The 21,606-nt window shown below is 71.6% G+C and carries 20 protein-coding genes and 1 riboswitch; of the genes, 10 read left to right on the plus strand and 10 right to left on the minus strand.

Features of this window, described 5'->3' with window-relative positions; genetic code table 11:
- Positions 1-19: 19 nt before the first annotated feature.
- Positions 20-1,303 (minus strand): extracellular solute-binding protein, encoded by a 1,284-nt coding sequence (locus tag ACIPYQ_RS21180; protein WP_401253251.1) that lies wholly within the window; start codon positions 1,301-1,303, stop codon positions 20-22.
- Positions 1,304-1,592: 289 nt separating this feature from the next.
- On the opposite strand from ACIPYQ_RS21180, the gene ACIPYQ_RS21185 reads away from it, so the two are divergent.
- From ACIPYQ_RS21185 to ACIPYQ_RS21210, 6 genes are all read left to right on the plus strand, one after another.
- Positions 1,593-2,357 (plus strand): GntR family transcriptional regulator, encoded by a 765-nt coding sequence (locus tag ACIPYQ_RS21185; protein ID WP_030709888.1) that lies wholly within the window; start codon positions 1,593-1,595, stop codon positions 2,355-2,357.
- A 164-nt stretch (positions 2,358-2,521) separates the two neighbouring features.
- Positions 2,522-4,744 (plus strand): carbon starvation CstA family protein, encoded by a 2,223-nt coding sequence (locus ACIPYQ_RS21190; protein WP_401253254.1) that lies wholly within the window; start codon positions 2,522-2,524, stop codon positions 4,742-4,744.
- On the plus strand, positions 4,741-4,938 hold the full coding sequence (locus tag ACIPYQ_RS21195; RefSeq protein ID WP_030016682.1) for a YbdD/YjiX family protein: 198 nt from the start codon (positions 4,741-4,743) through the stop codon (positions 4,936-4,938). Before ACIPYQ_RS21190 ends, ACIPYQ_RS21195 begins: the two co-directional genes overlap by 4 nt.
- A gap of 133 nt (positions 4,939-5,071) precedes the next feature.
- On the plus strand, positions 5,072-5,569 hold the full coding sequence (locus tag ACIPYQ_RS21200; protein WP_401253258.1) for a GNAT family N-acetyltransferase: 498 nt from the start codon (positions 5,072-5,074) through the stop codon (positions 5,567-5,569).
- Between the two features lie 41 nt (positions 5,570-5,610).
- Positions 5,611-5,743, plus strand: a riboswitch (cobalamin riboswitch).
- A 144-nt stretch (positions 5,744-5,887) separates the two neighbouring features.
- A complete protein-coding gene (locus ACIPYQ_RS21205; protein ID WP_401253261.1) occupies positions 5,888-8,275 on the plus strand; it encodes a ribonucleoside-diphosphate reductase subunit alpha in 2,388 nt (795 codons plus the stop codon).
- On the plus strand, positions 8,275-9,291 hold the full coding sequence (locus ACIPYQ_RS21210) for a ribonucleotide-diphosphate reductase subunit beta (protein WP_361753023.1): 1,017 nt from the start codon (positions 8,275-8,277) through the stop codon (positions 9,289-9,291). Before ACIPYQ_RS21205 ends, ACIPYQ_RS21210 begins: the two co-directional genes overlap by 1 nt.
- A 140-nt stretch (positions 9,292-9,431) precedes the next feature.
- Here ACIPYQ_RS21210 and ACIPYQ_RS21215 read toward each other — a convergent pair whose 3' ends face one another.
- Positions 9,432-9,656, minus strand: a complete 225-nt coding sequence (locus tag ACIPYQ_RS21215) for a hypothetical protein (RefSeq protein ID WP_361753021.1) — start codon at positions 9,654-9,656, stop codon at positions 9,432-9,434.
- 81 nt (positions 9,657-9,737) lie between these two features.
- Here ACIPYQ_RS21215 and ACIPYQ_RS21220 point away from each other — a divergent pair, with 81 nt between their 5' ends.
- Positions 9,738-10,703, plus strand: coding sequence for a helix-turn-helix domain-containing protein (locus tag ACIPYQ_RS21220; RefSeq protein WP_401253265.1), 966 nt, complete (start codon positions 9,738-9,740; stop codon positions 10,701-10,703).
- Between the two features lie 12 nt (positions 10,704-10,715).
- Here ACIPYQ_RS21220 and def read toward each other — a convergent pair whose 3' ends face one another.
- The 8 genes from def to ACIPYQ_RS21260 all read right to left on the minus strand — a co-directional run bounded on the left by def (position 10,716) and on the right by ACIPYQ_RS21260 (position 18,360).
- Positions 10,716-11,351, minus strand: coding sequence for a peptide deformylase (def, locus tag ACIPYQ_RS21225; RefSeq protein WP_401253268.1), 636 nt, complete (start codon positions 11,349-11,351; stop codon positions 10,716-10,718).
- Positions 11,352-11,433: 82 nt separating this feature from the next.
- Positions 11,434-12,435 (minus strand): tetratricopeptide repeat protein, encoded by a 1,002-nt coding sequence (locus ACIPYQ_RS21230; RefSeq protein ID WP_401253271.1) that lies wholly within the window; start codon positions 12,433-12,435, stop codon positions 11,434-11,436.
- A 120-nt stretch (positions 12,436-12,555) separates the two neighbouring features.
- The gene (locus ACIPYQ_RS21235; protein ID WP_401253274.1) at positions 12,556-13,827 is read right to left on the minus strand and encodes an HD-GYP domain-containing protein; all 1,272 of its coding nucleotides are present in this window, start codon (positions 13,825-13,827) and stop codon (positions 12,556-12,558) included.
- Positions 13,824-15,434, minus strand: coding sequence for an HD-GYP domain-containing protein (locus ACIPYQ_RS21240; RefSeq protein WP_401253277.1), 1,611 nt, complete (start codon positions 15,432-15,434; stop codon positions 13,824-13,826). Before ACIPYQ_RS21240 ends, ACIPYQ_RS21235 begins: the two co-directional genes overlap by 4 nt.
- A 191-nt stretch (positions 15,435-15,625) precedes the next feature.
- On the minus strand, positions 15,626-15,943 hold the full coding sequence (gene rsrA, locus ACIPYQ_RS21245; protein WP_361753011.1) for a mycothiol system anti-sigma-R factor: 318 nt from the start codon (positions 15,941-15,943) through the stop codon (positions 15,626-15,628).
- Entirely contained in the window at positions 15,940-16,584 is a 645-nt protein-coding gene (locus ACIPYQ_RS21250; protein ID WP_361753240.1) for a sigma-70 family RNA polymerase sigma factor, read from the minus strand. The genes rsrA and ACIPYQ_RS21250 overlap by 4 nt, the downstream gene beginning before the upstream one ends.
- Before the next feature lie 286 nt (positions 16,585-16,870).
- Positions 16,871-17,515: an alpha/beta family hydrolase gene (locus ACIPYQ_RS21255; protein ID WP_401253281.1), complete on the minus strand. Its 645-nt coding sequence runs from the start codon at positions 17,513-17,515 to the stop codon at positions 16,871-16,873.
- 26 nt (positions 17,516-17,541) lie between these two features.
- Entirely contained in the window at positions 17,542-18,360 is an 819-nt protein-coding gene (locus tag ACIPYQ_RS21260; protein ID WP_401253284.1) for an SOS response-associated peptidase, read from the minus strand.
- Positions 18,361-18,413: 53 nt separating this feature from the next.
- Between ACIPYQ_RS21260 and ACIPYQ_RS21265 the strand changes: the two genes are divergently transcribed.
- From ACIPYQ_RS21265 to rsgA, 3 genes are all read left to right on the plus strand, one after another.
- Entirely contained in the window at positions 18,414-19,127 is a 714-nt protein-coding gene (locus ACIPYQ_RS21265) for a M50 family metallopeptidase (RefSeq protein ID WP_361753005.1), read from the plus strand.
- 64 nt (positions 19,128-19,191) lie between these two features.
- Positions 19,192-20,574, plus strand: coding sequence for a 3-phosphoshikimate 1-carboxyvinyltransferase (gene aroA, locus ACIPYQ_RS21270; protein ID WP_401253287.1), 1,383 nt, complete (start codon positions 19,192-19,194; stop codon positions 20,572-20,574).
- Positions 20,575-20,582: 8 nt separating this feature from the next.
- Entirely contained in the window at positions 20,583-21,593 is a 1,011-nt protein-coding gene (rsgA, locus tag ACIPYQ_RS21275; protein ID WP_401253290.1) for a ribosome small subunit-dependent GTPase A, read from the plus strand.
- Positions 21,594-21,606 lie beyond the last annotated feature (13 nt).

A 21,606-nucleotide genomic window follows, 5' to 3' on the forward strand; every position in this document is an offset into this window, starting at 1 on the left:
CGGGAACTGCGGGGTGGGACTACTTGTTGATGCGGTTCGCGATTTCCTTGTCCGCGTCCGCGCCCGCCTTGGCGGCGTCCTCACCGTTCAGGACCTTGGTCATGAACTCCTTGATGGGGTTCGGCTCGGTCTCGACGTTCGCCCAGCCCGCGGTGACCGGGGTGATCTTGCCGTTGACGCCGGCCTTGCCCATGGCCTCGGCGAAGGAGCCGGCGGCCGGGGTGAAGTTCGCGCCGGCCTGGTTCGGCAGCAGGGCGCCCTTGGTCTCGGCGGCGTACTTGGTCATCTGGTCCTTGCCTGCGGCGAGGGCCAGCCACTCCTTGGCGAGCTCCTTGTTCTTGGAGCGCTCGGCGATCGCGAGGTTCGAGCCGCCGAGGAAGACGGTGCTGGTCTTGTCCGCGGTCTTGCCCGGGATCGGGAAGTAGCCGAAGTCGGCCTCCTTGCCCGCGTCCTTCAGGGCCTTCTCGGCGCCGCCGGCCTCCCAGCCGAGACCGATCCAGGAGGAGATGCCGCCCTTGGGAACGATGTCGGTGGACTGCTGCGGGTTGGCCTCGTCCTTGTCCTTGGGGGCGGTGGAGAAGGACTGGAGCTTCTTGTAGAACTCCACGGCGGAAGCAGCCTGCGGGGTTCCCAGTCCGCCCTTCCACTTGGCGCCGTCCTTGACGGCGAGGTCGCCGCCCTCGTCCCAGACGAAGCCCGCGAGGACGTACCAGCTCTGGCCGGGCAGGTAGATCGGCTGCGAGGCCGGGTCGGCCGCCTTCAGCTTCTCCAGACCGGCGATCCACTCGTCGCGGGTCTTCGGCGGGGTGACGCCGGCCTTCTCGTAGGCCTTCTTGTCGTAGATGACGACGCGGTTCGCGGCGTACCACGGCGCGGAGTAGAGCTTGCCGTCGATCTCGGCCGAGGCGAGCATGCTCTTCTGCCAGGCGTCGGCGCCGAGCTTGGCCTTGTCCTTCGTCAGGTCGGCGAGCCCGCCGGTGACCGCGTAGCCGGCGGTCTGCGTGTTGCCGAGCTCAAGGACGTCCGGCGGGTTGTTCTCGGAGAGGGCCGTGGTGACCTTCTCCTGGATGCCGGTCCACTTCTGCTCTTCGACCTTGACCGTGACACCGGGGTGCTTGGCCGAGAACTCCTTGTTGACCTCGTCGATCCAGGCCTTGGGAGCGGAGCCGTCCATCACCCAGACGGTGATCTCCTTGGCGCCACCCGCGTCGGTCTTCGCCTTGTCGTCGCCGCCGTTGCCGCACGCCGCGACTCCGACCATCATGCCCGCGACACTGACCGCCGCGATGAGCTTGCGCTTCACGCCACCCTCCTCAGGGATGCCTGCCTGCACTTCCCTCGCCCGCCGCGGTGACATACGCGAAGTACTGCCGTGGGGCCGGGATCTGATCCATATTGGTTTAGACCAGTAGCTGGAGCTTGGCCTAGACCTTTAGGGGTGTCAAGGGTCTAATGAGCGGGTGCCCGGTCCGTTATCGGACCGACACCTGGGGAGAGAGAAGGCCTGTCCCCCCACTCGTGTCACGATGTGACCGCACATATCGGAGGAGCCGGTGACGGCAGCGAAACTGGAGTCGGGAAGGCGGGCGGCGATGGCCACCGAAGGGGCGACCACGGAGCCGGACGGCGGGGCAGCCACCCGTACGGCGCGTGTTCCCAAGTACTACCGACTCAAGCGGCACTTGCTCGACATGACCGAGACGCTGCCGCCCGGCACCCCGGTGCCGCCGGAGCGCACGCTCGCGGCCGAATTCGACACCTCGCGGACCACCGTCCGGCAGGCCCTCCAGGAACTGGTCGTAGAGGGACGACTGGAGCGGATCCAGGGCAAAGGCACCTTCGTCGCCAAGCCCAAGGTCTCCCAGGCGCTCCAACTGACCTCGTACACGGAGGACATGCGGGCCCAGGGGCTGGAACCGACCTCCCAGCTCCTCGACATCGGCTACGTGACGGCCGACGACACCCTCGCCGGACTGCTCAAGATCACCACCGGCGGACGGGTGCTGCGCATCGAGCGGCTGCGCCTGGCCAGCGGCGAGCCGATGGCCATCGAGACCACACACCTGTCGGCCAAGCGCTTCCCCGCGCTGCGCCGTTCGCTCGCCAAGTACACCTCCCTGTACACGGCCCTCGCCGAGGTCTACGACGTCCACCTGGCCGAGGCCGAGGAGACGATCGAGACCTCGCTGGCCACCCCGCGCGAGGCCGGGCTGCTCGGCACGGACGTCGGCCTGCCGATGCTGATGCTGTCGCGGCACTCCCTGGACGCCGACGGGGAACCGGTGGAATGGGTGCGGTCGGTGTACCGCGGCGACCGGTACAAGTTCGTCGCCCGGCTCAAGCGCCCCGCCGTCTGACCTCGTACGTTCGGCCCCCGCCCGAGCCCGTCCGGCCCCGCCCGCCGGACCCCGGCCTACCGAATTCCTTCACATACCGGAATGCGGACGGACCCTTACGCTCACCGGGCAATCCCCCGTAGATTCCCTGCCCTTACGCAGATGATCGACGAGGGGACGAGGTCATGCCTGAACCGGAAGCAACAGGGACAGAACGGGATGCGGCGAGTCCGGGCACCACCGGGCCCGGCTCGCCCTCTCCCAAGTCCATCGCCGTGTGGGTGCTCGTCGGACTCGTCGGCGCCATCGGCTGGGGCGTGCTCGCGCTCTCCCGCGGCGAGGAGATCTCCGCGGCGTGGCTGCTGGCCGCCGCACTGGGCTCGTACGCCATCGCCTACCGCTTCTACGCGCGCTTCATCGCGGACCGCGTGCTGAAGGTCGACGCCACCCGGGCCACCCCCGCCGAACGCCTCGACAACGGTGTCGACTTCCACCCCACCGACCGCCGGGTCCTCTTCGGCCACCACTTCGCCGCCGTCGCCGGCGCCGGCCCGCTCGTCGGACCCGTGCTCGCCGCGCAGATGGGCTACCTGCCGGGCACGATCTGGATCGTCGCGGGCGTCATCTTCGCCGGGGCCGTCCAGGACATGGTCACCCTCTTCTTCTCCACCCGCCGCGACGGGCGTTCGCTCGGCCAGATGGCCCGGGACGAGATCGGCCCCGTCGGCGGGGCCGCCGCCCTGGTCGCCGTGTTCGCCATCATGATCATCCTGCTGGCGGTGCTGGCCCTGGTCATCGTCAACGCCCTGGCGCACTCGCCCTGGGGCGTCTTCTCCATCGGCATGACCATCCCGATCGCCGTCTTCATGGGCTTCTACCTGCGCGTGCTGCGGCCGGGCCGGGTCACCGAGGTCTCCGTCATCGGCGTCGCGCTGCTCCTGCTCGCCATCGTCGCGGGCGGCTGGGTCGCCGAGTCCTCCTTCGCCGGCACCTTCACCCTGGAGAAGGAGACGCTGGTCATCTGGATGGTCGTGTACGGCTTCCTGGCGTCGGTCCTGCCGGTGTGGATGCTGCTCGCGCCCCGCGACTACCTCTCCACCTTCATGAAGGTCGGCACCATCGCGCTCCTCGCGCTCGGCGTGGTCATCGCGATGCCGACCCTGAAGATGCCCTCGGTCACCGACTTCGCGGCGAGCGGCGACGGACCGGTCTTCGCCGGGTCGATGTTCCCCTTCGTCTTCATCACCATCGCCTGCGGCGCGCTCTCCGGCTTCCACGCCCTGGTCTCCTCGGGAACCACCCCGAAGATGATCCAGAAGGAGACCCAGGTCCGCATGATCGGCTACGGCGCGATGCTGACCGAGTCCTTCGTGGCCGTCATGGCGATCATCGCGGCCTGCATCATCGAGCCCGGCCTCTTCTTCGCCGTCAACTCCCCCGGCGGCGTCATCGGCACCACCGTCGAGTCCGCCTCCCAGGCGGTGACGAACTTCGGCTTCGCCATCTCGCCCGAGGCGCTCACCCAGGCGGCCAAGGACGTCGAGGAAGCCAGCCTGCTCTCCCGTACGGGCGGCGCGCCGACCTTCGCACTCGGAATGTCGGAGATCTTCTCCGCCGTGATCGGCGGCGCGGGCATGAAGGCGTTCTGGTACCACTTCGCGATCATGTTCGAGGCGCTGTTCATCCTGACGACGCTCGACGCGGGTACCCGCGTGGGCCGGTTCATGCTCCAGGACACCCTCGGCAACGTGCACAAGTCCTTCAAGGACGTCAGCTGGAAGCCCGGCGTGTGGTTCGCGAGCGCGATCGTCGTCGGCGGCTGGGGCTACTTCCTGTGGGTCGGCATCAAGGACCCGCTCGGCGGCATCAACCAGCTCTTCCCGCTCTTCGGCATCGCGAACCAGCTGCTCGCCGCGGTCGCGCTGGCCGTCTGCACCACGCTGCTGGTCAAGTCCGGGCGGCTCAAGTGGGCCTGGGTGACGGGTGTCCCGCTGGTCTGGGACGCCACGGTGACCCTCACCGCGAGCTACCAGAAGATCTTCTCCGAGGACGTGAAGGTCGGCTTCTTCGCCCAGCGCGACAAGTACCAGGCCGGGATCGACGCCGACAAGGTCCTGGCGCCGGCGAAGAACATGGACGACATGCACACCGTGGTCACCAACGCCACGGTCGACGGCGTGCTGTGCGCCTTCTTCGCCGTCCTGATCATCGTGGTCCTCGCGGACGCCGCCCGGACCTGCCTGAAGGCCGTCCGCGACCCGGGGTCGGCGACCCTCTCCGAGGTCCCGTGGACCGAGTCGAAGATCGTCGCCCCGGCCGGACTGATCGCGACGGCCGAGGAGCGGGCGGAGCTCGCCGCGGCGGACCGCGATTCCGGCGGCGGGCAGGTCAAGGAGCCGGTGGCGTGAGCACCGTACGGAGCGTGCTGGCCAGGGCCCGGTTCTACGTACGGGAGTTCTCGGGGGAGGCCGCGTACGACCGGTACGTGGCCCACGCCCGCTCCCACGACCCGGACGCGGAGGTCCTCACCCGCCGCGCCTTCGAACGCGCCCGTACGGACGCCCGCGAGGCGGACCCCCGCGAGGGCTTCCGCTGCTGCTGACGGGAACGAAGGGCCCCGCCGTGCAAAACGGCGGGGCCCTTCGTCGTTCCTCAGCGCGGACCGAGACCTCGGACCTGGCGCGGTCGATCAGCGATGGCGCCGGGCACCGGCACCGTCCTGCACACTCGACCGCATGGACATGGTCATCAGAACGGCGCTGCCCGCCGAGTTCGCGGAGCTGGGTGAGATCACCGCCCGGGCCTACCTCGCCGACGGGCACCTGGACTTCAACGAGGACGACGCGTACCTGAACGTGCTGCGCGACGTCGCCGGCCGGGCCGCCCTGGCCGAGGTGCTCGTCGCCGAGCGGGACGGGCGGGTGCTGGGCGGGGTGACCTTCGCCGCGCCCGGCAGTCCGCTCGCCGACATCGCCGCCCCGGACGAGGCGGAGTTCCGGATGCTCGCCGTCGCCCACGAGGGGCGCGGACAGGGCGCCGGCGAGGCGTTGGTGCGGGCGTGCATCGAGCGGGCGCGGGCCATCGAGGGGGTCACGGGCCTCGTGCTCTCGACCCAGCACAGCATGGCCGGCGCCCACCGGATCTACGCGCGACTGGGCTTCGTACGCGTTCCCGAGCGGGACTGGGCGCCCATCCCGGGGCTGACACTCCTCGCGTATCGACTCAAGCTGTAGCCACGCCGACACTACATGTGGGGGTTGCCGCATACGGCCGCCCCCACATGTATGCTCAAGGCTGCTGTCGCCGCAGGGGAATCCGGTGTGAATCCGGAACTGTCCCGCAACGGTATGAAGTGTCCGGCTACCGGACACCAAGTCCGATGACCTGCCGACAGCGCGCCCGGCTCGACCGATCCGGGTGCCGACACGTCCGGGCCTCGCGGTTGGGCCGGTGGACGCCATGCGGTGTGAACGCGTTCCCGCCACGCCCGCATGCGCCCGCTCGCGCCCCGCTCCGCCGATGACCGGGCCGAGCGAGGGAGAGCTCCCGCCGTGACCATCGCGCCTTCCGCACCGCGCGCCGAGTCCGTTTCTGGCGACAACACCGAGGGCCCGGGGGCCACGCTGCTGCGTACCCTCACCGAACTGACGGCGGACCTCCCCGACACCGACCCCGGGCGCGTCGCCGCCGCCGCGCTCCGCGGCCGCAGCTCCGCCGCCGACGAGGCCGAACTCCGCGGGCTGGCCACCGAGGCCGCCGCCGGTCTGATCTCCGAGGACCCCGCGTACTCGAAGCTCGCCGCCCGGCTGCTGACGCTGGCCGTGCGCGACGAGGCCGCGAGCCAGGGCTCCACCTCCTTCTCGGCCTCCGTCGAGGTCGGCCACCGCGAGGGCCTCATCGCCGACCGCACGGCCGAGTTCGTCCGTACGCACGCGAGCCGGCTCGACTCGCTCGTCGAGCTGACCCTCGCCGAGGGCGCCGACGACCGCTTCGGCTTCTTCGGCCTGCGCACCCTGCACAGCCGCTACCTGCTGCGCCACCCGATCACCCGTCAGGTCATCGAGACCCCGCAGTACTTCATGCTGCGCGTGGCCTGTGGCCTCGCCGCGGACGAGAGCGTCCAGGCCCTCGAGGAAGTGGCCTCGCTGTACCGGCTGATGAGCCGCCTCGACTACCTGCCCTCCTCCCCCACCCTCTTCAACTCCGGCACCCGGCACCCGCAGATGTCCTCCTGCTACCTGCTGGACTCCCCGCTGGACGAGCTCGACTCGATCTACGACCGCTACCACCAGGTGGCGCGCCTGTCGAAGCACGCGGGCGGCATCGGCCTGTCGTACTCCCGCATCCGCGCCCGGGGTTCCCTGATCCGCGGCACCAACGGCCACTCCAACGGCATCGTGCCGTTCCTGAAGACCCTCGACGCCTCCGTCGCCGCCGTGAACCAGGGCGGCCGCCGCAAGGGCGCCGCCGCCGTCTACCTGGAGACCTGGCACGCGGACATCGAGGAGTTCCTGGAGCTCCGCGACAACACCGGTGAGGACCAGCGCCGTACGCACAACCTGAACCTCGCCCACTGGGTCCCGGACGAGTTCATGCGCCGCGTGAACGCGGACGCCGAGTGGTCGCTGTTCTCCCCGGCCGACGTGCCCGAGCTCGTCGACCTGTGGGGCGACGAGTTCGACGCCGCCTACCGCAAGGCCGAGGCGGACGGCCTGGCCCGCAAGACCATGCCCGCCCGCGACCTGTACGGCCGGATGATGCGCACCCTCGCGCAGACCGGTCAGGGCTGGATGACCTTCAAGGACGCCTCCAACCGCACGGCGAACCAGACCGCCGAGCCGGGCACGGTCGTGCACTCCTCGAACCTGTGCACCGAGATCATCGAGGTCACCAACGACGGCGAGACGGCCGTCTGCAACCTCGGCTCGGTCAACCTCGGCGCCTTCGTCGTCGACGGCGAGATCGACTGGGAGCGGATGGACGAGACCGTCCGCACCGCCGTGACCTTCCTCGACCGCGTGGTGGACATCAACTTCTACCCGACCGAGCAGGCCGGCCGCTCCAACGCCCGCTGGCGCCCGGTGGGCCTGGGCGCGATGGGCCTCCAGGACGTCTTCTTCAAGCTGAAGCTGCCCTTCGACTCCCCCGAGGCGAAGGCCCTCTCCACCAAGCTCTCCGAGCGCATCATGCTCGCGGCGTACGAGGCCTCGTGCGACCTGGCCGAGCGCAGCGGCCCGCTGCCGGCCTGGGAGCAGACCCGCACCGCGCGCGGCGTCCTGCACCCGGACCACTACGACGTGGAGCTGAACTGGCCGGAGCGCTGGGACGCGCTGCGCGCCCGGGTCGCGAAGTCCGGCATGCGCAACTCCCTGCTCCTCGCCATCGCCCCGACGGCCACCATCGCCTCGATCGCCGGCGTGTACGAGTGCATCGAGCCGCAGGTCTCCAACCTCTTCAAGCGCGAGACGCTCAGCGGTGAGTTCCTCCAGGTGAACGGCTACCTGGTGGAGGAGCTGAAGGCGCTCGGCGTGTGGGACGCCCAGACCCGCGAGGCGCTGCGCGAATCCTCCGGCTCCGTCCAGGGCTTCGGCTGGATCCCGGCCGAGGTCCGCGAGCTGTACCGCACGGCGTGGGAGATCCCGCAGCGCGGTCTGATCGACATGGCGGCGGCCCGTACGCCGTTCCTGGACCAGTCGCAGTCGCTGAACCTGTTCCTGGAGACGCCCACCATCGGCAAGCTCAGCTCGATGTACGCGTACGCCTGGAAGCAGGGTCTGAAGACCACGTACTACCTGCGCTCGCGCCCCGCGACGAAGATCGCCCGCGCCGCGTCCGCGTCCGCCGTTCCGGCCGCCGCCACCCCGCTTCCGCAGGCCGTCGACGCCGACGCCCTGGCCTGCTCCCTTGAGAACCCCGAGTCCTGCGAGGCCTGCCAGTAATGAGCTCCACCGACAACAAGAACCTCCTGGACCCGGGCTTCGAGCTCACGCTGCGCCCGATGCGCTACCCGGACTTCTACGAGCGCTACCGGGACGCGATCAAGAACACGTGGACGGTGGAGGAGGTCGACCTCCACTCGGACGTCGCGGACCTCGCGAAGCTCACGCCGGCCGAGCAGCACATGATCGGCCGCCTGGTCGCGTTCTTCGCGACGGGTGACTCGATCGTCTCGAACAACCTGGTGCTGACGCTCTACAAGCACATCAACTCCCCGGAGGCGCGCCTGTACCTGTCGCGCCAGCTGTTCGAGGAGGCCGTGCACGTCCAGTTCTACCTGACGCTGCTCGACACCTACCTGCCCGATCCGGACGACCGGGCGGCCGCGTTCGACGCGGTCGAGGAGATCCCGTCCATCCGCGAGAAGGCGCAGTTCTGCTTCAAGTGGATGGACTCGGTCGAGAAGATCGACCGGCTGGAGTCGAAGGCCGACCGCCGCCGCTTCCTGCTGAACCTGATCTGCTTCGCCGCGTGCATCGAGGGCCTGTTCTTCTACGGCGCCTTCGCGTACGTGTACTGGTTCCGCTCGCGCGGCCTGCTGCACGGCCTGGCCACCGGCACCAACTGGGTGTTCCGTGACGAGACCATGCACATGAACTTCGCCTTCGAGGTCGTGGACACGGTCCGCAAGGAGGAGCCGGAGCTCTTCGACGACGCCCTCCAGCAGCAGGTCACCGACATGCTCAAGGAGGCCGTGGAGGCGGAGCTGCAGTTCGGCCGCGACCTGTGCGGCGACGGTCTGCCGGGCATGAACACCGAGTCGATGCGCGAGTACCTGGAGTGCGTCGCGGACCAGCGTCTGGTCCGCCTCGGCTTCGCCCCCGTGTACGGCTCGCAGAACCCGTTCTCCTTCATGGAGCTGCAGGGCGTCCAGGAGCTGACCAACTTCTTCGAGCGCCGTCCGTCGGCCTACCAGGTCGCGGTCGAGGGCACGGTCGACCTGGACGAGGACTTCTAGGGTCCCCGGTCCTCCGGGGTCCCCGGCCTGGACGCGGTAACGCCGCGAAGCCGGGATGCGGTATCACCACCGCGTCCCGGCTTCTCGCGTTTCCGGCGCCCGATCGTCCGGCTGCTGCCCGTGTGCACGGTCGCCCCGGCTCAGTGGGCGACCGGGCCCCAGTGCATCCCGGCGTGCCGGGCGCGGGGCCGGCGGACGGTGGGCGGCATGCCGCCCGCCTTCTGGCGCGGCAGCCACACGAGCCGGGTCTCGACGGCCCGCAGCTGCCGGTCGATCCGGCGGTCGCGCAGGATCCCGTACAGGCTGGGGGCGAGCAGCAGCGTGGCGAAGGCAAGGACGGTGAGGTAGCTCAGGAACGTGTTCATGTCTCTACTGTCCTCCCGCCGGGAAAACTCGCACAGTGGCAGGACTGTCATGAAAGAGCGAATTACTGCCACACTGGAGTCATGCTGACCAACGTGGCCGTGGCCCTCCTCGACGAGATCGCCCCCTTCGAGTTCGGGATCTTCTGCGAAGTCTTCGGAATCGACCGCAGCGATCACGGACTGCCCGTGTACGACTTCGCCGTGTGCGCGGCGCAGGAAGGTCCGCTGGCCATGTCCGGCACCGGCTTCACGGTCTCGCCCGAACACGGGCTGGAGCGGCTGGAGAGCGCCGACCTGATCTGCGTGCCCGCCTTCCGCGACGCGGGCAACCGTACGTTCCCGGAACCGCTGCTGGAGGCGCTGCGCCGCGGGGTGGACCGGGGAGCGCGGGTGCTCAGCGTGTGCAGCGGCGCCTACGTGCTCGGGGCGGCGGGGCTGCTGGACGGCCGGCACTGCACCACGCACTGGATGCACGCCGCGACGCTGGCCGGGCGCTTCCCGCGGGCGCTGGTCGACCCGGACGTGCTCTACGTGGACGCGGGCCCGGTGATCACGTCCGCCGGCACCGCCTCCGGCATCGACGCCTGCCTGCACCTCGTCCGCCAGGAGCACGGGGCCGAGGTGGCCAACACCATCGCGCGGCGGATGGTCGTACCGCCCCACCGGGACGGCGGGCAGGCCCAGTACATCGAGCGGCCGCTGCCGCGCACCTCCTGCGACACCGTGGGCGAGGTGATCGAGTGGATGGCCCGCCACCTGGAGGAGGAGATCACCGTCGAGCAGCTCGCGGAGCGCGCGCACATGTCACCGCGCACCTTCGCCCGCCGCTTCCTCCAGGAGACCGGCACCACCCCGTACAAGTGGGTGCTGCGGCAGCGGGTCCTGCTGGCCCAGGAACTGCTGGAGTCGACCGACGAGACGGTGGACGCCATCGCCGGCCGTTCCGGCTTCGGCAACGCGGCCGCCCTGCGCCACCACTTCCTGCGGACCCTGGGCACCACGCCGAATTCCTTCCGGCGCGCCTTCCGGGGCCCGCAGGCCGCCTAGCCGGCCGAGGGGCTACGCGTTGGGGACGGTCTCGTAGCGCGGGGTGCCCTCTTCCATCTGCCGCAGGGCGTCCTTGCGGTCCCGCTTCGAGAGGCGGTCGATGTAGAGGTAGCCGTACAGGTGGTCCGTCTCGTGCTGGAGGCAGCGGGCGAAGTAGCCGGTGCCGCGCACCTTGATCGGGTTGCCCTGGGCGTCCTGGCCCTCGACCTCGGCGTAGTCCGGGCGGGCCAGCGAGGCGTACGCCGTCGGGACCGACAGGCAGCCCTCGTTCGAGTCGTCCAGCACCCGGGTGCCCGCGGGCAGCTCGACGAGCTTCGGGTTGACGACGACGCCGGTGTGGCGCACCCCGTCGTCGTCCGGGCAGTCGTAGACGAAGACCTTCGCGTCCACGCCGATCTGGTTCGCGGCGAGGCCCACGCCCTCGGCGGCCTTCTGGCTGGCGAACATGTCGTCGATCAGCTGCGCCAGCTCGCCGCCGAACTCGGTGACGTCCTTGCACTCGCTGTGCAGGACCGGGTTGCCGACGACGGTGATCGGGCGGGCGGTGCCGCGCTCACGGTGGGCGAGCTCGCGCTCCGCACAGTCCTCCGTGTCCACGACGTACCCGTCGTTCACGACCTCGACAACCTCGTTCTCCTGCTGCGACATGTCCGCCGTACGCCTTCCGTAAGTCCAAGTCACCGGTGGTCGCCAATGGCCACCGATGTGCCCGTACAGCCTACGGCCCGGCTCAGCAGACTTCTTCGAGATCCCGCCACTCACGGGTCTCCGGGCTGTCCGCGACCCAGCCGTCGAGCAGTCCGCGCACCAGCCCGGCCGGCGCCGCGATGCCGCATTCGCGCTCGGGCACCCACAGGGAGCCGGAGCCGGCCGTACGGTGCCCCAGCGGTCCGGGGTGCCCCGGCTCGCTGTGGTCGTGCGGATCCAGGTGCTCGCCGTCGCCCTCGTCGCTCGGCATCTCGCTCTCCGAGCAGGTCCGGCACAGCAGCCGCACCGACGAGGACCAGTCCTCGGCGGCGAAGCCCGCGTCCGAGGCCAGCTGCTCCAGCGCGTCACGGTCCGCCTCGGTGGCCGCCTCCAGCAGCACCACCCAGGTCGGCACCGGCGACGGCGCCCACAGCTCGATCTCGTCGAAGACGGGGTACGAGGGGCCGGCCGCGGTGACCCGCTCGCCGTGCGGGACCCCGTCGTGGAGCACGACCTCGCCCCAGCGCCGCCCGGAGGACGGCAGCGGGATCGACAGGACCTCCAGCCGGGCCGGGTCCAGCCGGCGCCCCCAGACCACCTCGGCCTCGCCCTCCGGCGAGAGCCGCACGGCGGCGCTGCCGAGCTCCATGCCGACCGGTTCGCCGCTGCCCTTGCCGCCCGCGCCGTGCGCGTCGCCGGGCACCTTCAGCCCGTACGCCTGCCAGGCCCGCCGGGCCAGCGGCCAGTCCTGCAGCGCGGTCGCGGCGATGCCGACGTTCCACCAGTCCGGGGCGCCGGTCTCCCGGTCCAGCAGGGCCACGGCGCGCAGTCCGGCGGCCCGTGCCTGCTCCCAGTCGTGCCGGAACTTGTGCAGCAGGGCCAGATTGAACCAGGACTCGGACAGCCAGGGCTCCAGGTCCGCCGCTCTCGTCAGGAGCGCGCCCGCGTCCTCGTACCGCCCGTCGCCGATCAGCGTGAACGCGCGGTCGGTGGCCTGCCGCCACGAGGCGGAGGGCCGATGCCGTACCTTCCCGAAGATCCTCACGATTCCCGCCTGCCTGGGGGCACCCTCCCAGCGGTGGCTGGGGGACAACGGTGCAGCCTTGCGGACACTCTTACTGGCATCCAACCATGCCCACTCGGACGGCCGCTCATTACCCATGGGTTACCCCGGTCGGACAGGAACAACTCTGTCACGTCCACCCCTGGCCAGAACCCTCGCAAGACACTCCACGACCTCCGGCTGGTAATCGTGCCCGGTGCCCAGGCGGAGCTGTTCCAGGGCGGCCAGTGAGCCGCCCGGGTGACGGCTCCCGCCGGCGGCGCCGGTGAGGTCCTCGTACGCGTTCACGGTGCGCACGATGCGGGCCAAGACGGGCTGCTGCCGGTACGGCTCCGCCTGCCGCTCCACCACCACGGCGACCTCGGCGGGCACCCCGGTCTGCCGGGCCACCTCCCCGCCGAGCCCGGCGATCCGGCGGGCCTCGGCGGCGGGCAGCCCGGCCGTGGCCCCGTCCGGGACCGGGTCGACGAGGGAGAGCTGGCCGATGTCGTGCATCAGAGCGGCGTATTCCAGCACCGTGAGCTCCCGCTCCGACAGGCCCAGCTCCCGGCCGACGGCGCAGCTCAGGGCGGCGACCCGGCGGGCGTGGCCCGGCCGGGTGCAGCCGGCGATCTCGGTGGCGCGGGCCAGGGAGGTGATGGTCTGGCGGTAGGTGGTGCGGATCGCGGTGATCCGGTGGAAGGACAGCTGGGTCAGCAGCAGTGGCACGCTGAAGACCGGTATGGCCCACAGGCCCGCCACGGCCGCGCCGAGCGCCATCACGACCCCGGTGGCGCAGATCGCCGCGCCGATCCCGAGCTGGGCGCGCAGCTCGTCGCGCAGCAGCGGTCCGTACGGCCAGCCGGTGCGGGCCCCGGCCAGCGCGGCGGCGAGGACGGCGTCGCACAGGGCGGTGAGGCCGAGGAGGCCGAGCAGGAAGACGACGAGGTACGGGCCCTGGCCCACCCGCTCCTCCAGCCGGCCGGAGTTGTAGAGCGGCTGGAAACAGACGGCGGCGAATCCGGCGGTGAGCACCCGGCGGGACAGGTGGTCGAGGGCCGGGCCGCGGCCCCGGGCGATGTGCGGGACGATCCCGGCGAGGGCCGCCGCGACGACGACCGCGACGATCTGGAGGACCCCGTGCCGGGTGGGCTGGCCGGCGTTCTGGCCGAGCAGGGCGTAGGCGAGGGCGCCGGCGGAGCCGAGGGGTGCGGGCAGCCGGTCGACGGAGCCGTCCTGCCGGTCCCGGCGGGCGAGCTCGCCGACGGCGATCAGCGCGCCGAAGGCCAGGGCCGCACCGGGCTCGACGACTCCGTTCCACAGGGTGTGCCCGAGGGCGACGACGGTGAGCACGGCCGCGGCCCCCCGCACCGTCCACACGGCCGCGGCCCTCATCCGCCCGCCCCGGCACCGTCCGCGTCGCGGCCGGGCCGCGCGGCCGGGGGCGTCCCGGCGGCGGGCGGAGCCGCCTTCCCGGGGCCGTCCGCGCCGGCGGGCGTCGCCTCCTGCGCGGGAAGGACGCCCAGGGCCGCCCTCGCGGGGGACCCGGCCGTGCGGGCGCTCCCGGGGGGCCCGGCCGTCTCGTCGGCAGGACCGGAGCCCTGCGCCGGCAGACCCGGCAGGGCCGGCGGAGGCGGCGCCCCGGTACCCGCGGCCCCGGTGGGAGCGCCGGCTCTGATCACCTGGAGGTCCTCGTCCGAGGTGACCACCGGGTGCCAGCCGTGCCGGCCGATGGCCCCGGTCAGGGCCCGCACCATCGCCGGGTCGAACTGGGCCCCGGCACACCGGTCCAGCTCGGCCAGGGCCACCGGCACCGGCCGGGCCCGGCTGTAGGAGCGGGTCGAGGTCATCGCGTCGAAGGCGTCGGCCACCGCCACCACCCGGGCCAGTACCGGGATCTGCTCGCCGGTCAGCCCGTACGGGTAGCCGGAGCCGTCGACCCGTTCGTGGTGGTGCAGGATCGCGGACCGGGCCTCGCCGAGGAAGCCGATGCCGCGCACCATCTCGTGCCCGTACTCGGGGTGCAGCTCGATGATCCGGCGTTCCTCCGGGGTGAGCGGCCCGTCCTTGCGCAGCAGCCGGGTGGGGACGCCCAGTTTGCCCACGTCGTGGAGGATCCCGGCGATCCGGACGACTTCCATCCGGTCGTCGGCCATGCCCAGCTCGCGGGCGATCATCGCGGAGGCCTGGCCGACCCGTTCGCTGTGGCCGCGGGTGTAGCGGTCCTTGATGTCGACGGCCTGGACGAGGGCGCGGATGGTGGCTCGGTGGGCGGCGCGCTCGCGGTGGTACTGGGCGAAGACCCAGCAGGAGATGTACATCGGCAGCAGGACGAGCAGCGCGGCCGGGAGCCCGTACGGGCTGCGCCACATGACGGCCATCATCAGTCCGGCGAGGCCGTGGACGCAGTGCGGGGCGAGGGAGAGGGTGAGCAGTCCGCTCCAGGCGGTGGCGGCGGGGCGGCGTTCGGCGGTGGCCAGGATGCCGCCGTCGAGGGCGGTGAGCACCAGGCAGAAGACGGCGGCCGCGGCCGCTGCGGGAAACATCACGTAGGGGAAGTCCGCCACCCACCCGGGGGGACCGGACCCCGCGGAAGGGCCTCCGCCGAGGGCGTCCGGACCGCGCAGCAGCCCGTACGCCCGGCCGGCGGCCCAGGCGGCGATGGCCTGCTGCGCGCCGTGCCACACCCGGCGCACCCGGGCGGGCCGCTCGGCGACGGCCCCCGCGAATCCGCCGGGCAGCGCCACGAGCGCGGCGGCGGCGGGCGGCAGGAGGAAGACGGCGGCGAGCACCACGGGGAAGAAGGAGCCGATGCCCTCGGGCACCCGGCTGCCCAGCAGCCGGCAGACCTTCACGAGTTCACAGGCGAGGTAGAGCAGGGCGAGCAGGACGACGGCCGCCCAGGGCGTACCGGAATCCGTGAGGGCGGGGGCGACGCACGCCGCGGCCGCGAGGACGGCGCCCAGGACGTATCCGCGCGCCATCGGCGGAAGTGCCCGCATGACACCCTCCTCCCCTGGGCCGTTCAAGCCGGGTACCGCGTCGCACCGGTACCGAATGGGGAGAATAGGTGGGGCCCCGCGCGGGGTGGGCCACATTTTCGTATTGCGCCATGTGGACGCCCCCGGATTAGCACATTCGGGTGAACGAAATGCTCTTCCGGGGGCGGTTGTTCCGTGCTGCGCCGATCAGGTCAGCCGGGGGCCGGGTTCTCGGCGGTGACGTCGGCGGTGACGTCGTGATCGGGCACGGCCTGCCCCGACCGGATCAGCTCGATCCGGCCCATCACCTTCGACCGCAGGTCGGTCGGCACGTCGTCCGACCCGCAGCAGCGCTTGACCAGCTTCTTCACGGCCTGCTCCAGGCCGTACTTCTCCAGACAGGGATTGCACTCGCCGAAGTGGGTCTCGAACTTCGTGCAGTCGCTGTCGGGCATCTCATGGTCGAGGAACTCGTACAGGTGGTCCAGGACCTCAGAGCACTCTGTCTCGTGCGGCTCTCCGCAACTCATGAGCCCGAGCCTTTCCGGTCGTTCGCATCTCCCGCGCCCGCGGGAACCAGCCCGCGCTCGCGGGCATAGTCCTCCAGCATTCCGCGGAGTTGACGGCGGCCACGGTGCAGTCGCGACATGACCGTACCGATGGGTGTACCCATGATGTCCGCGATCTCCTTGTACGCAAAGCCCTCTACGTCGGCAAGGTAGACCGCGATGCGGAACTCCTCGGGGATGGCCTGGAGCGCTTCCTTCACGTCCGAATCGGGCAGGTGGTCGAGCGCCTGCGACTCGGCGGAGCGCAGTCCCGTCGACATGTGCGACTCGGCGCGCGCCAGCTGCCAGTCCTCGATCTCCTCCGCGGCGCTGCGCTGGGGCTCGCGCTGCTTCTTGCGGTAGGAGTTGATGAACGTGTTGGTCAGGATGCGGTACAGCCACGCCTTCAGGTTGGTGCCCTCGCGGAACTGGTGGAAGGACGCGTATGCCTTCGCGTACGTCTCCTGGACCAGGTCCTCGGCGTCGGCCGGGTTGCGCGTCATGCGCAGCGCGGCCGAGTACATCTGGTCGAGGTAGCCGAGGGCGTCCCGCTCGAAGCGCGCATTGCGCTCCGGGGTCGTCTCCTCCGCGTGGCCTTCGTCGGTCCCAGCGACAGGACCCACCTCCTCCGACTGCGTGGCGGCTCCGAAAGCGGACCCGCTCGAATCGGAGAATAGTCGACCTTCCCGGCCCTCCGCCGCCCGAAGCGTGCTGCGCTTGGGGGCAGGAAGAACAGTCCAGTCCAGGTCAGCGGCCTGCCGACGGTTCTGACTGATGACCTGGGTCATGCGCTCCCTCTCCTCCGACAAGTTCCCGTACGTACCGACATCCGAGACAACAGAAGGGCCGGGCGGCGCATTCCCGCGTACCGGCCGGGTTTTCGGGCCTTCCGCTTCCTCCCCGCTCCCGCTACGTCCCGGCCGGGAGCTCCAGGAGCCATGCGGCGACCGCCGCGGTGATCTTCCCGAGGGCCTCGTCCTGGGTGAGGTCCGCCTTCTTCGGGACGGCGAAACCGTGATCGCCGTACGGGATCTCCACCAGCGCGTGCTCTCCCTCGGGGAACTCCCCGGGGCGCCCGAAGGGGTCCCTGGCGCCCTGGACCACGAGCGTGGGCCGGCCGGCCCCGGTGAGCTCCGCGGCCCGGGACTTCTCGGGCCGGCCCGGCGGGTGCAGCGGGAAGGCCAGCGCCAGCACGCCGGCGGCGCCGAGCTCGGCGGCGGTCCGGCAGGCCACCCGGGCCCCGGCGCTGCGGCCGCCCGCGACCACCGGCAGTCCGGGCTTCGCGAGCGCCGGCCACAGCGCGCGCCATCCCTCGTCCAGCACCTTGGGCGCGGCGGCGACCTTCTTCCCGGCGACCCGCCAGGGCTGTTCGACCAGCGCGACCGTGATGCCGCGGGCGGGCAGGGCGACGGCCAGCGCCTGGAGGTCGCGGGCCTCGATGCCGCCGCCGGCGCCGTGGCTGACGGCGAGCACGAGCTTCGCCGCGCGGGCGGTGTGCCAGGTGATGCGGGCCTCGCCCGCCGGGGTGTCTACGCTCTCGGTACGCGTGGTCATGCGCCCCATCCTGCCCGGGGCGGGGGCTAGAAGAGGGTCGCCTCCTCCGGCGCGGCCAGCTCTTCCAGCAGCTCCGGCCCGTTGTTGCGCACGTTGCTCACGGCGGTGGACACCGGGTAGGCCCGCATCAGCCCGCCCGGCGGCGGCGTCAGCAGCTCCCTCAGGGAGCCCTCGGTGTCGGTGTTCGCGGGGTCCAGCCAGGCGTCCCAGCGGTCCGGGGTCAGCATCAGCGGCATGCGCGGGTGGATCTCGGACAGCGAGCGCGGTCCTTCGGCCGGGGGCACGCCCAGGGGCGTCGTCTCGGCCTCGGTGGTGATCACCGAGCAGGTGACCCACCAGGCCAGCGGGTGCTCGTCGGGCAGGGTCCGGTCGCGCCAGAACTCGTATATCCCGGCCATGGCGAAGACGGAGCCGTCGGAGGGGAGCACGAAGTAGGGCTGCTTGCGGGCCCTCTTCTTCTTCCCCTCCACCTCCAGCTGCCGCTCGTCGTGGGCGGTGACCCACTCGTAGTAGCCGTCGGCGGGGACGATGCAGCGGCGCTGCGCGAAGGGGCGGCGGAAGGACGGCTTCTCGTGCAGGGTCTCGGACCGGGCGTTGATCATCCGGGCGGCGCCGTCGGGGTTCTGCGCCCAGGAGGGGACCAGACCCCATTTCAGGGTGCGCAGCTGGCGAACCGGACGCGGGTGCGAGGCGTCTTTGAGGGGACGGTCGAGGACCACGTGGACCTCCTTCGTCGGCGCCACGTTGAAATCGGGGGCCAGGGCCTCCTCGGGCTCCCACTTCTCGATGCCGAAGGCCTCCACGAGATCCTCGGGCTTACGACTCGCCGCATACCGTCCGCACATGGCTGTCACACTGCCATGCCACCCGTACACCACCGCAAGGAGTCCGCCACCTTATGGACAGCAGCACGACGGCCGGTCTGTGGGACCGGCTCACGGGCATACAGGCCGCGCCCGACCGGTGGCTGGTGATCGTGACCGGCCTGGTCGCGCTGGCCGCCGTGGGGCCCCGGCCGCTGTGGCGGCTCTCGCGCAACGCCATCACCATCGCGCACGAGGGCGGGCACGGCCTGCTGGCGCTGCTGACCGGGCGGCGCCTGAGCGGGATACGGCTGCACTCGGACACGAGCGGGGTCACCGTCAGCCGGGGCAAGCCGACCGGGCTCGGCATGATCCTGACCGCCGCCGGCGGGTACACGGCGCCCTCGCTGCTCGGGCTCGGCGGGGCGGCCCTGCTGTCCGCGCACCGGATCACGCTGCTGCTGTGGGCGGCCACCGTCCTGCTGGTGGCGATGCTGGTGATGATCCGGAACGCGTACGGGGCGCTGACCGTGGTGCTGACGGGCGGGGCCTTCCTGCTGGTGTCCTGGCTGGCTCCGGCCGAGGTGCAGGCCGCCTTCGCCTACCTGGTGGTGTGGTTCCTGCTGCTCGGCGGGGTCCGGCCGGTCTTCGAGCTGGGGGCCAAGCGCAGGCATGGCGGAGCCCCGGATTCCGACGCCGACCAGCTGGGCCGCCTCACCCACCTGCACCCGGTGGTGTGGCTGATGTTCTTCCACGTCGTCGCGCTGTGCTCGCTGGTCGGCGGCGGCCGCTGGCTGCTCGCCCTGTGACCACCCCGTGAGACCGGACGCGGATCAAGATCTGGGGCCTGGGGAAGCCACTAAAGTGGGGGCCATGACCGAGACCCCCGCGCTCCCTGCCCTCTGGCCCGCTCCGCTCGCCGATGGGACCGTCCACGCCACCGTCACGGTGCCGGGGTCCAAATCGGTCACCAACCGCGCCCTCGTGCTCGCCGCGCTCGCCGCCGAGCCGGGCTGGGTGCGCCGCCCGCTGCGCTCGCGCGACTCCCAGCTGATGTCCGACGCGCTGCGCGCGCTGGGCGTCGGCATCGAGGAGACCGTCTCCTCCAGCTCCGCCGGTTCCACCGACGGCGCAGTGGGCGGCGAGGCCTGGCGGATCATCCCGGCGGCCCTGCACGGCCCGACGACCGTGGACGTCGGCAACGCCGGCACCGTCATGCGCTTCCTGCCGCCCGTCGCCACCCTCGCCGACGGGGACGTCCGCTTCGACGGCGACCCGCGCTCCTACGAACGCCCGCTCGGCCAGGTCATCAGCGCCCTGCGCACGCTCGGCGCCCGGATCGACGACGACGGCCGGGGTGCGCTGCCCATGACCGTCCAGGGCGGCGGGGCCCTGGAGGGCGGCACGGTCGAGATCGACGCCAGCAACTCCTCGCAGTTCGTCTCCGCGCTGCTGCTCTCCGCCCCGCGCTTCAACCAGGGCGTCGAGGTCCGGCACGTGGGTGCCACCCTGCCGTCGATGCCGCACATCCGGATGACCGTGGAGATGCTGCGCGCCGCGGGCGCCCAGGTCGACACTCCCGAGGCCGGCGGCGAGAAGAACGTGTGGCGGGTCTCCCCCGGCGCCCTGCTCGGCCGCGACATGGTCGTGGAGCCGGACCTGTCCAACGCCCAGCCCTTCCTGGCCGCGGCCCTGATCACCGGCGGCACGGTCACCGTCCCGGACTGGCCGCGCCGCACCACCCAGCCCGGTGACGCGCTGCGCCGGATCTTCACGGAGATGGGCGGCTCCTGTGAGCTGACCGACGCGGGCCTGGTGTTCACCGGCTCGGGCAAGATCCACGGCATCGACGTGGACCTGAGCGAGGTCGGCGAGCTCACCCCGGGCATCGCGGCGGTGGCGGCCCTGGCCGACTCCGAGTCGGTGCTGCGCGGGGTCGCGCACCTGCGGCTGCACGAGACGGACCGGCTGGCCGCGCTGACCAAGGAGATCAACGCGCTCGGCGGCGACGTCACCGAGACCGAGGACGGCCTGCGCATCCGGCCGCGCCGGATGCACGGCGGCGTGTTCCACACGTACGACGACCACCGGATGGCCACCGCGGGCGCGGTGATCGGCCTGGCGGTGGAGGGCGTACAGATCGAGAACGTGGCGACGACCGCGAAGACCCTGCCGGACTTCCCGCAGATGTGGACGGACATGCTCGCCGGGGACGCAGGGGGTTCCGGTACGCCCGGAGCGGGTGCGGGAGCGTAGGGCCCGTCATGCGCAGGTACGGCAAGCACACCGACGAGGACGACATCCGGCAGCGCCCGAACCCCAAGGGCAACCGGCCGCGTACGAGCATCCGGCCCAAGCACGAGGACGCGGCCGAGGGCTTCGTCCTGACCGTCGACCGCGGCCGGCTGACCTGCCTGGTCGAGGGCCGTTCCGTGCACGCGATGAAGGCCCGCGAGCTCGGCCGCAAGGCGGCGGTGGTCGGCGACAGGGTCTGGATCGTCGGTGACCTGTCCGGCAAGAAGGACACCCTGGCCCGCATCGTGCGGATCGAGGAGCGCAAGTCCGTCCTGCGGCGCACGGCCGACGACGACGACCCCTACGAGCGGGTGGTCGTCGCCAACGCCGACCAGCTGGCCATCGTCACGGCGCTGGCCGACCCGGAGCCGCGGCCCCGGATGATCGACCGCTGCCTGGTGGCGGCGTACGACGCCGGGCTGGAGCCGCTGCTGGTGCTCACCAAGTCCGATCTGACCTCCGCGGACAAGATCCTGGAGATCTACTCGACCTTCGGGCTGAAGTACGTCGTGACCAACCGAGAGGAGCTGGCGGCGGGCGACGCGGCCGACCGGGTGCGCGAGCACCTCAACGGCCGGATCACCGCCTTCGTCGGCCACTCGGGCGTCGGCAAGACCACGCTGGTGAACTCGCTGGTCGCCGAGGGCCGCCAGCGCGCCACCGGAGTGGTCAACTCGGTGACCGGCCGCGGCCGGCACACCACCACCTCGGCGCTCGCGCTGCCGCTGCCGGGCGGCGACGGCTGGGTCATCGACACCCCGGGCGTGCGCTCCTTCGGCCTGCACCACGTGGACCCGTCACGGGTGATCCTGGCCTTCCCGGAGCTGGTGCCGGGGACGGAGGGGTGCCCGCGCGCGTGCAGCCACGACGAGCCGGACTGCGCGCTCGACACGTGGGTGGAGGACGGACACGCGGACCCGGCGCGGCTGTATTCGCTGCGGCGGCTGCTGCAGACGCGGGAGCGTCGCGAAGGCGACTGACCGCCCGGCGGGG

Source organism: Streptomyces sp. NPDC090045 (assembly GCF_044747975.1).
Lineage (GTDB): Bacteria > Actinomycetota > Actinomycetes > Streptomycetales > Streptomycetaceae > Streptomyces.

Bases quoted from the DNA above. Each gene is read 5' to 3' on its own strand.
- ACIPYQ_RS21185 (WP_030709888.1), top strand. From the start codon at position 1,593: ATGGCCACCGAAGGGGCGACCACGGAGCCGGACGGCGGGGCAGCCACC.
- ACIPYQ_RS21190 (WP_401253254.1), top strand. From the start codon at position 2,522: ATGCCTGAACCGGAAGCAACAGGGACAGAACGGGATGCGGCGAGTCCG.
- ACIPYQ_RS21200 (WP_401253258.1), top strand. From the start codon at position 5,072: ATGGACATGGTCATCAGAACGGCGCTGCCCGCCGAGTTCGCGGAGCTG.
- ACIPYQ_RS21210 (WP_361753023.1), top strand. From the start codon at position 8,275: ATGAGCTCCACCGACAACAAGAACCTCCTGGACCCGGGCTTCGAGCTC.
- ACIPYQ_RS21215 (WP_361753021.1), bottom strand. From the start codon at position 9,656: ATGAACACGTTCCTGAGCTACCTCACCGTCCTTGCCTTCGCCACGCTG.
- ACIPYQ_RS21220 (WP_401253265.1), top strand. From the start codon at position 9,738: ATGCTGACCAACGTGGCCGTGGCCCTCCTCGACGAGATCGCCCCCTTC.
- def (WP_401253268.1), bottom strand. From the start codon at position 11,351: ATGTCGCAGCAGGAGAACGAGGTTGTCGAGGTCGTGAACGACGGGTAC.
- ACIPYQ_RS21235 (WP_401253274.1), bottom strand. From the start codon at position 13,827: ATGAGGGCCGCGGCCGTGTGGACGGTGCGGGGGGCCGCGGCCGTGCTC.
- ACIPYQ_RS21240 (WP_401253277.1), bottom strand. From the start codon at position 15,434: ATGCGGGCACTTCCGCCGATGGCGCGCGGATACGTCCTGGGCGCCGTC.
- rsrA (WP_361753011.1), bottom strand. From the start codon at position 15,943: ATGAGTTGCGGAGAGCCGCACGAGACAGAGTGCTCTGAGGTCCTGGAC.
- ACIPYQ_RS21255 (WP_401253281.1), bottom strand. From the start codon at position 17,515: ATGACCACGCGTACCGAGAGCGTAGACACCCCGGCGGGCGAGGCCCGC.
- ACIPYQ_RS21260 (WP_401253284.1), bottom strand. From the start codon at position 18,360: ATGTGCGGACGGTATGCGGCGAGTCGTAAGCCCGAGGATCTCGTGGAG.
- ACIPYQ_RS21265 (WP_361753005.1), top strand. From the start codon at position 18,414: ATGGACAGCAGCACGACGGCCGGTCTGTGGGACCGGCTCACGGGCATA.
- aroA (WP_401253287.1), top strand. From the start codon at position 19,192: ATGACCGAGACCCCCGCGCTCCCTGCCCTCTGGCCCGCTCCGCTCGCC.
- rsgA (WP_401253290.1), top strand. From the start codon at position 20,583: ATGCGCAGGTACGGCAAGCACACCGACGAGGACGACATCCGGCAGCGC.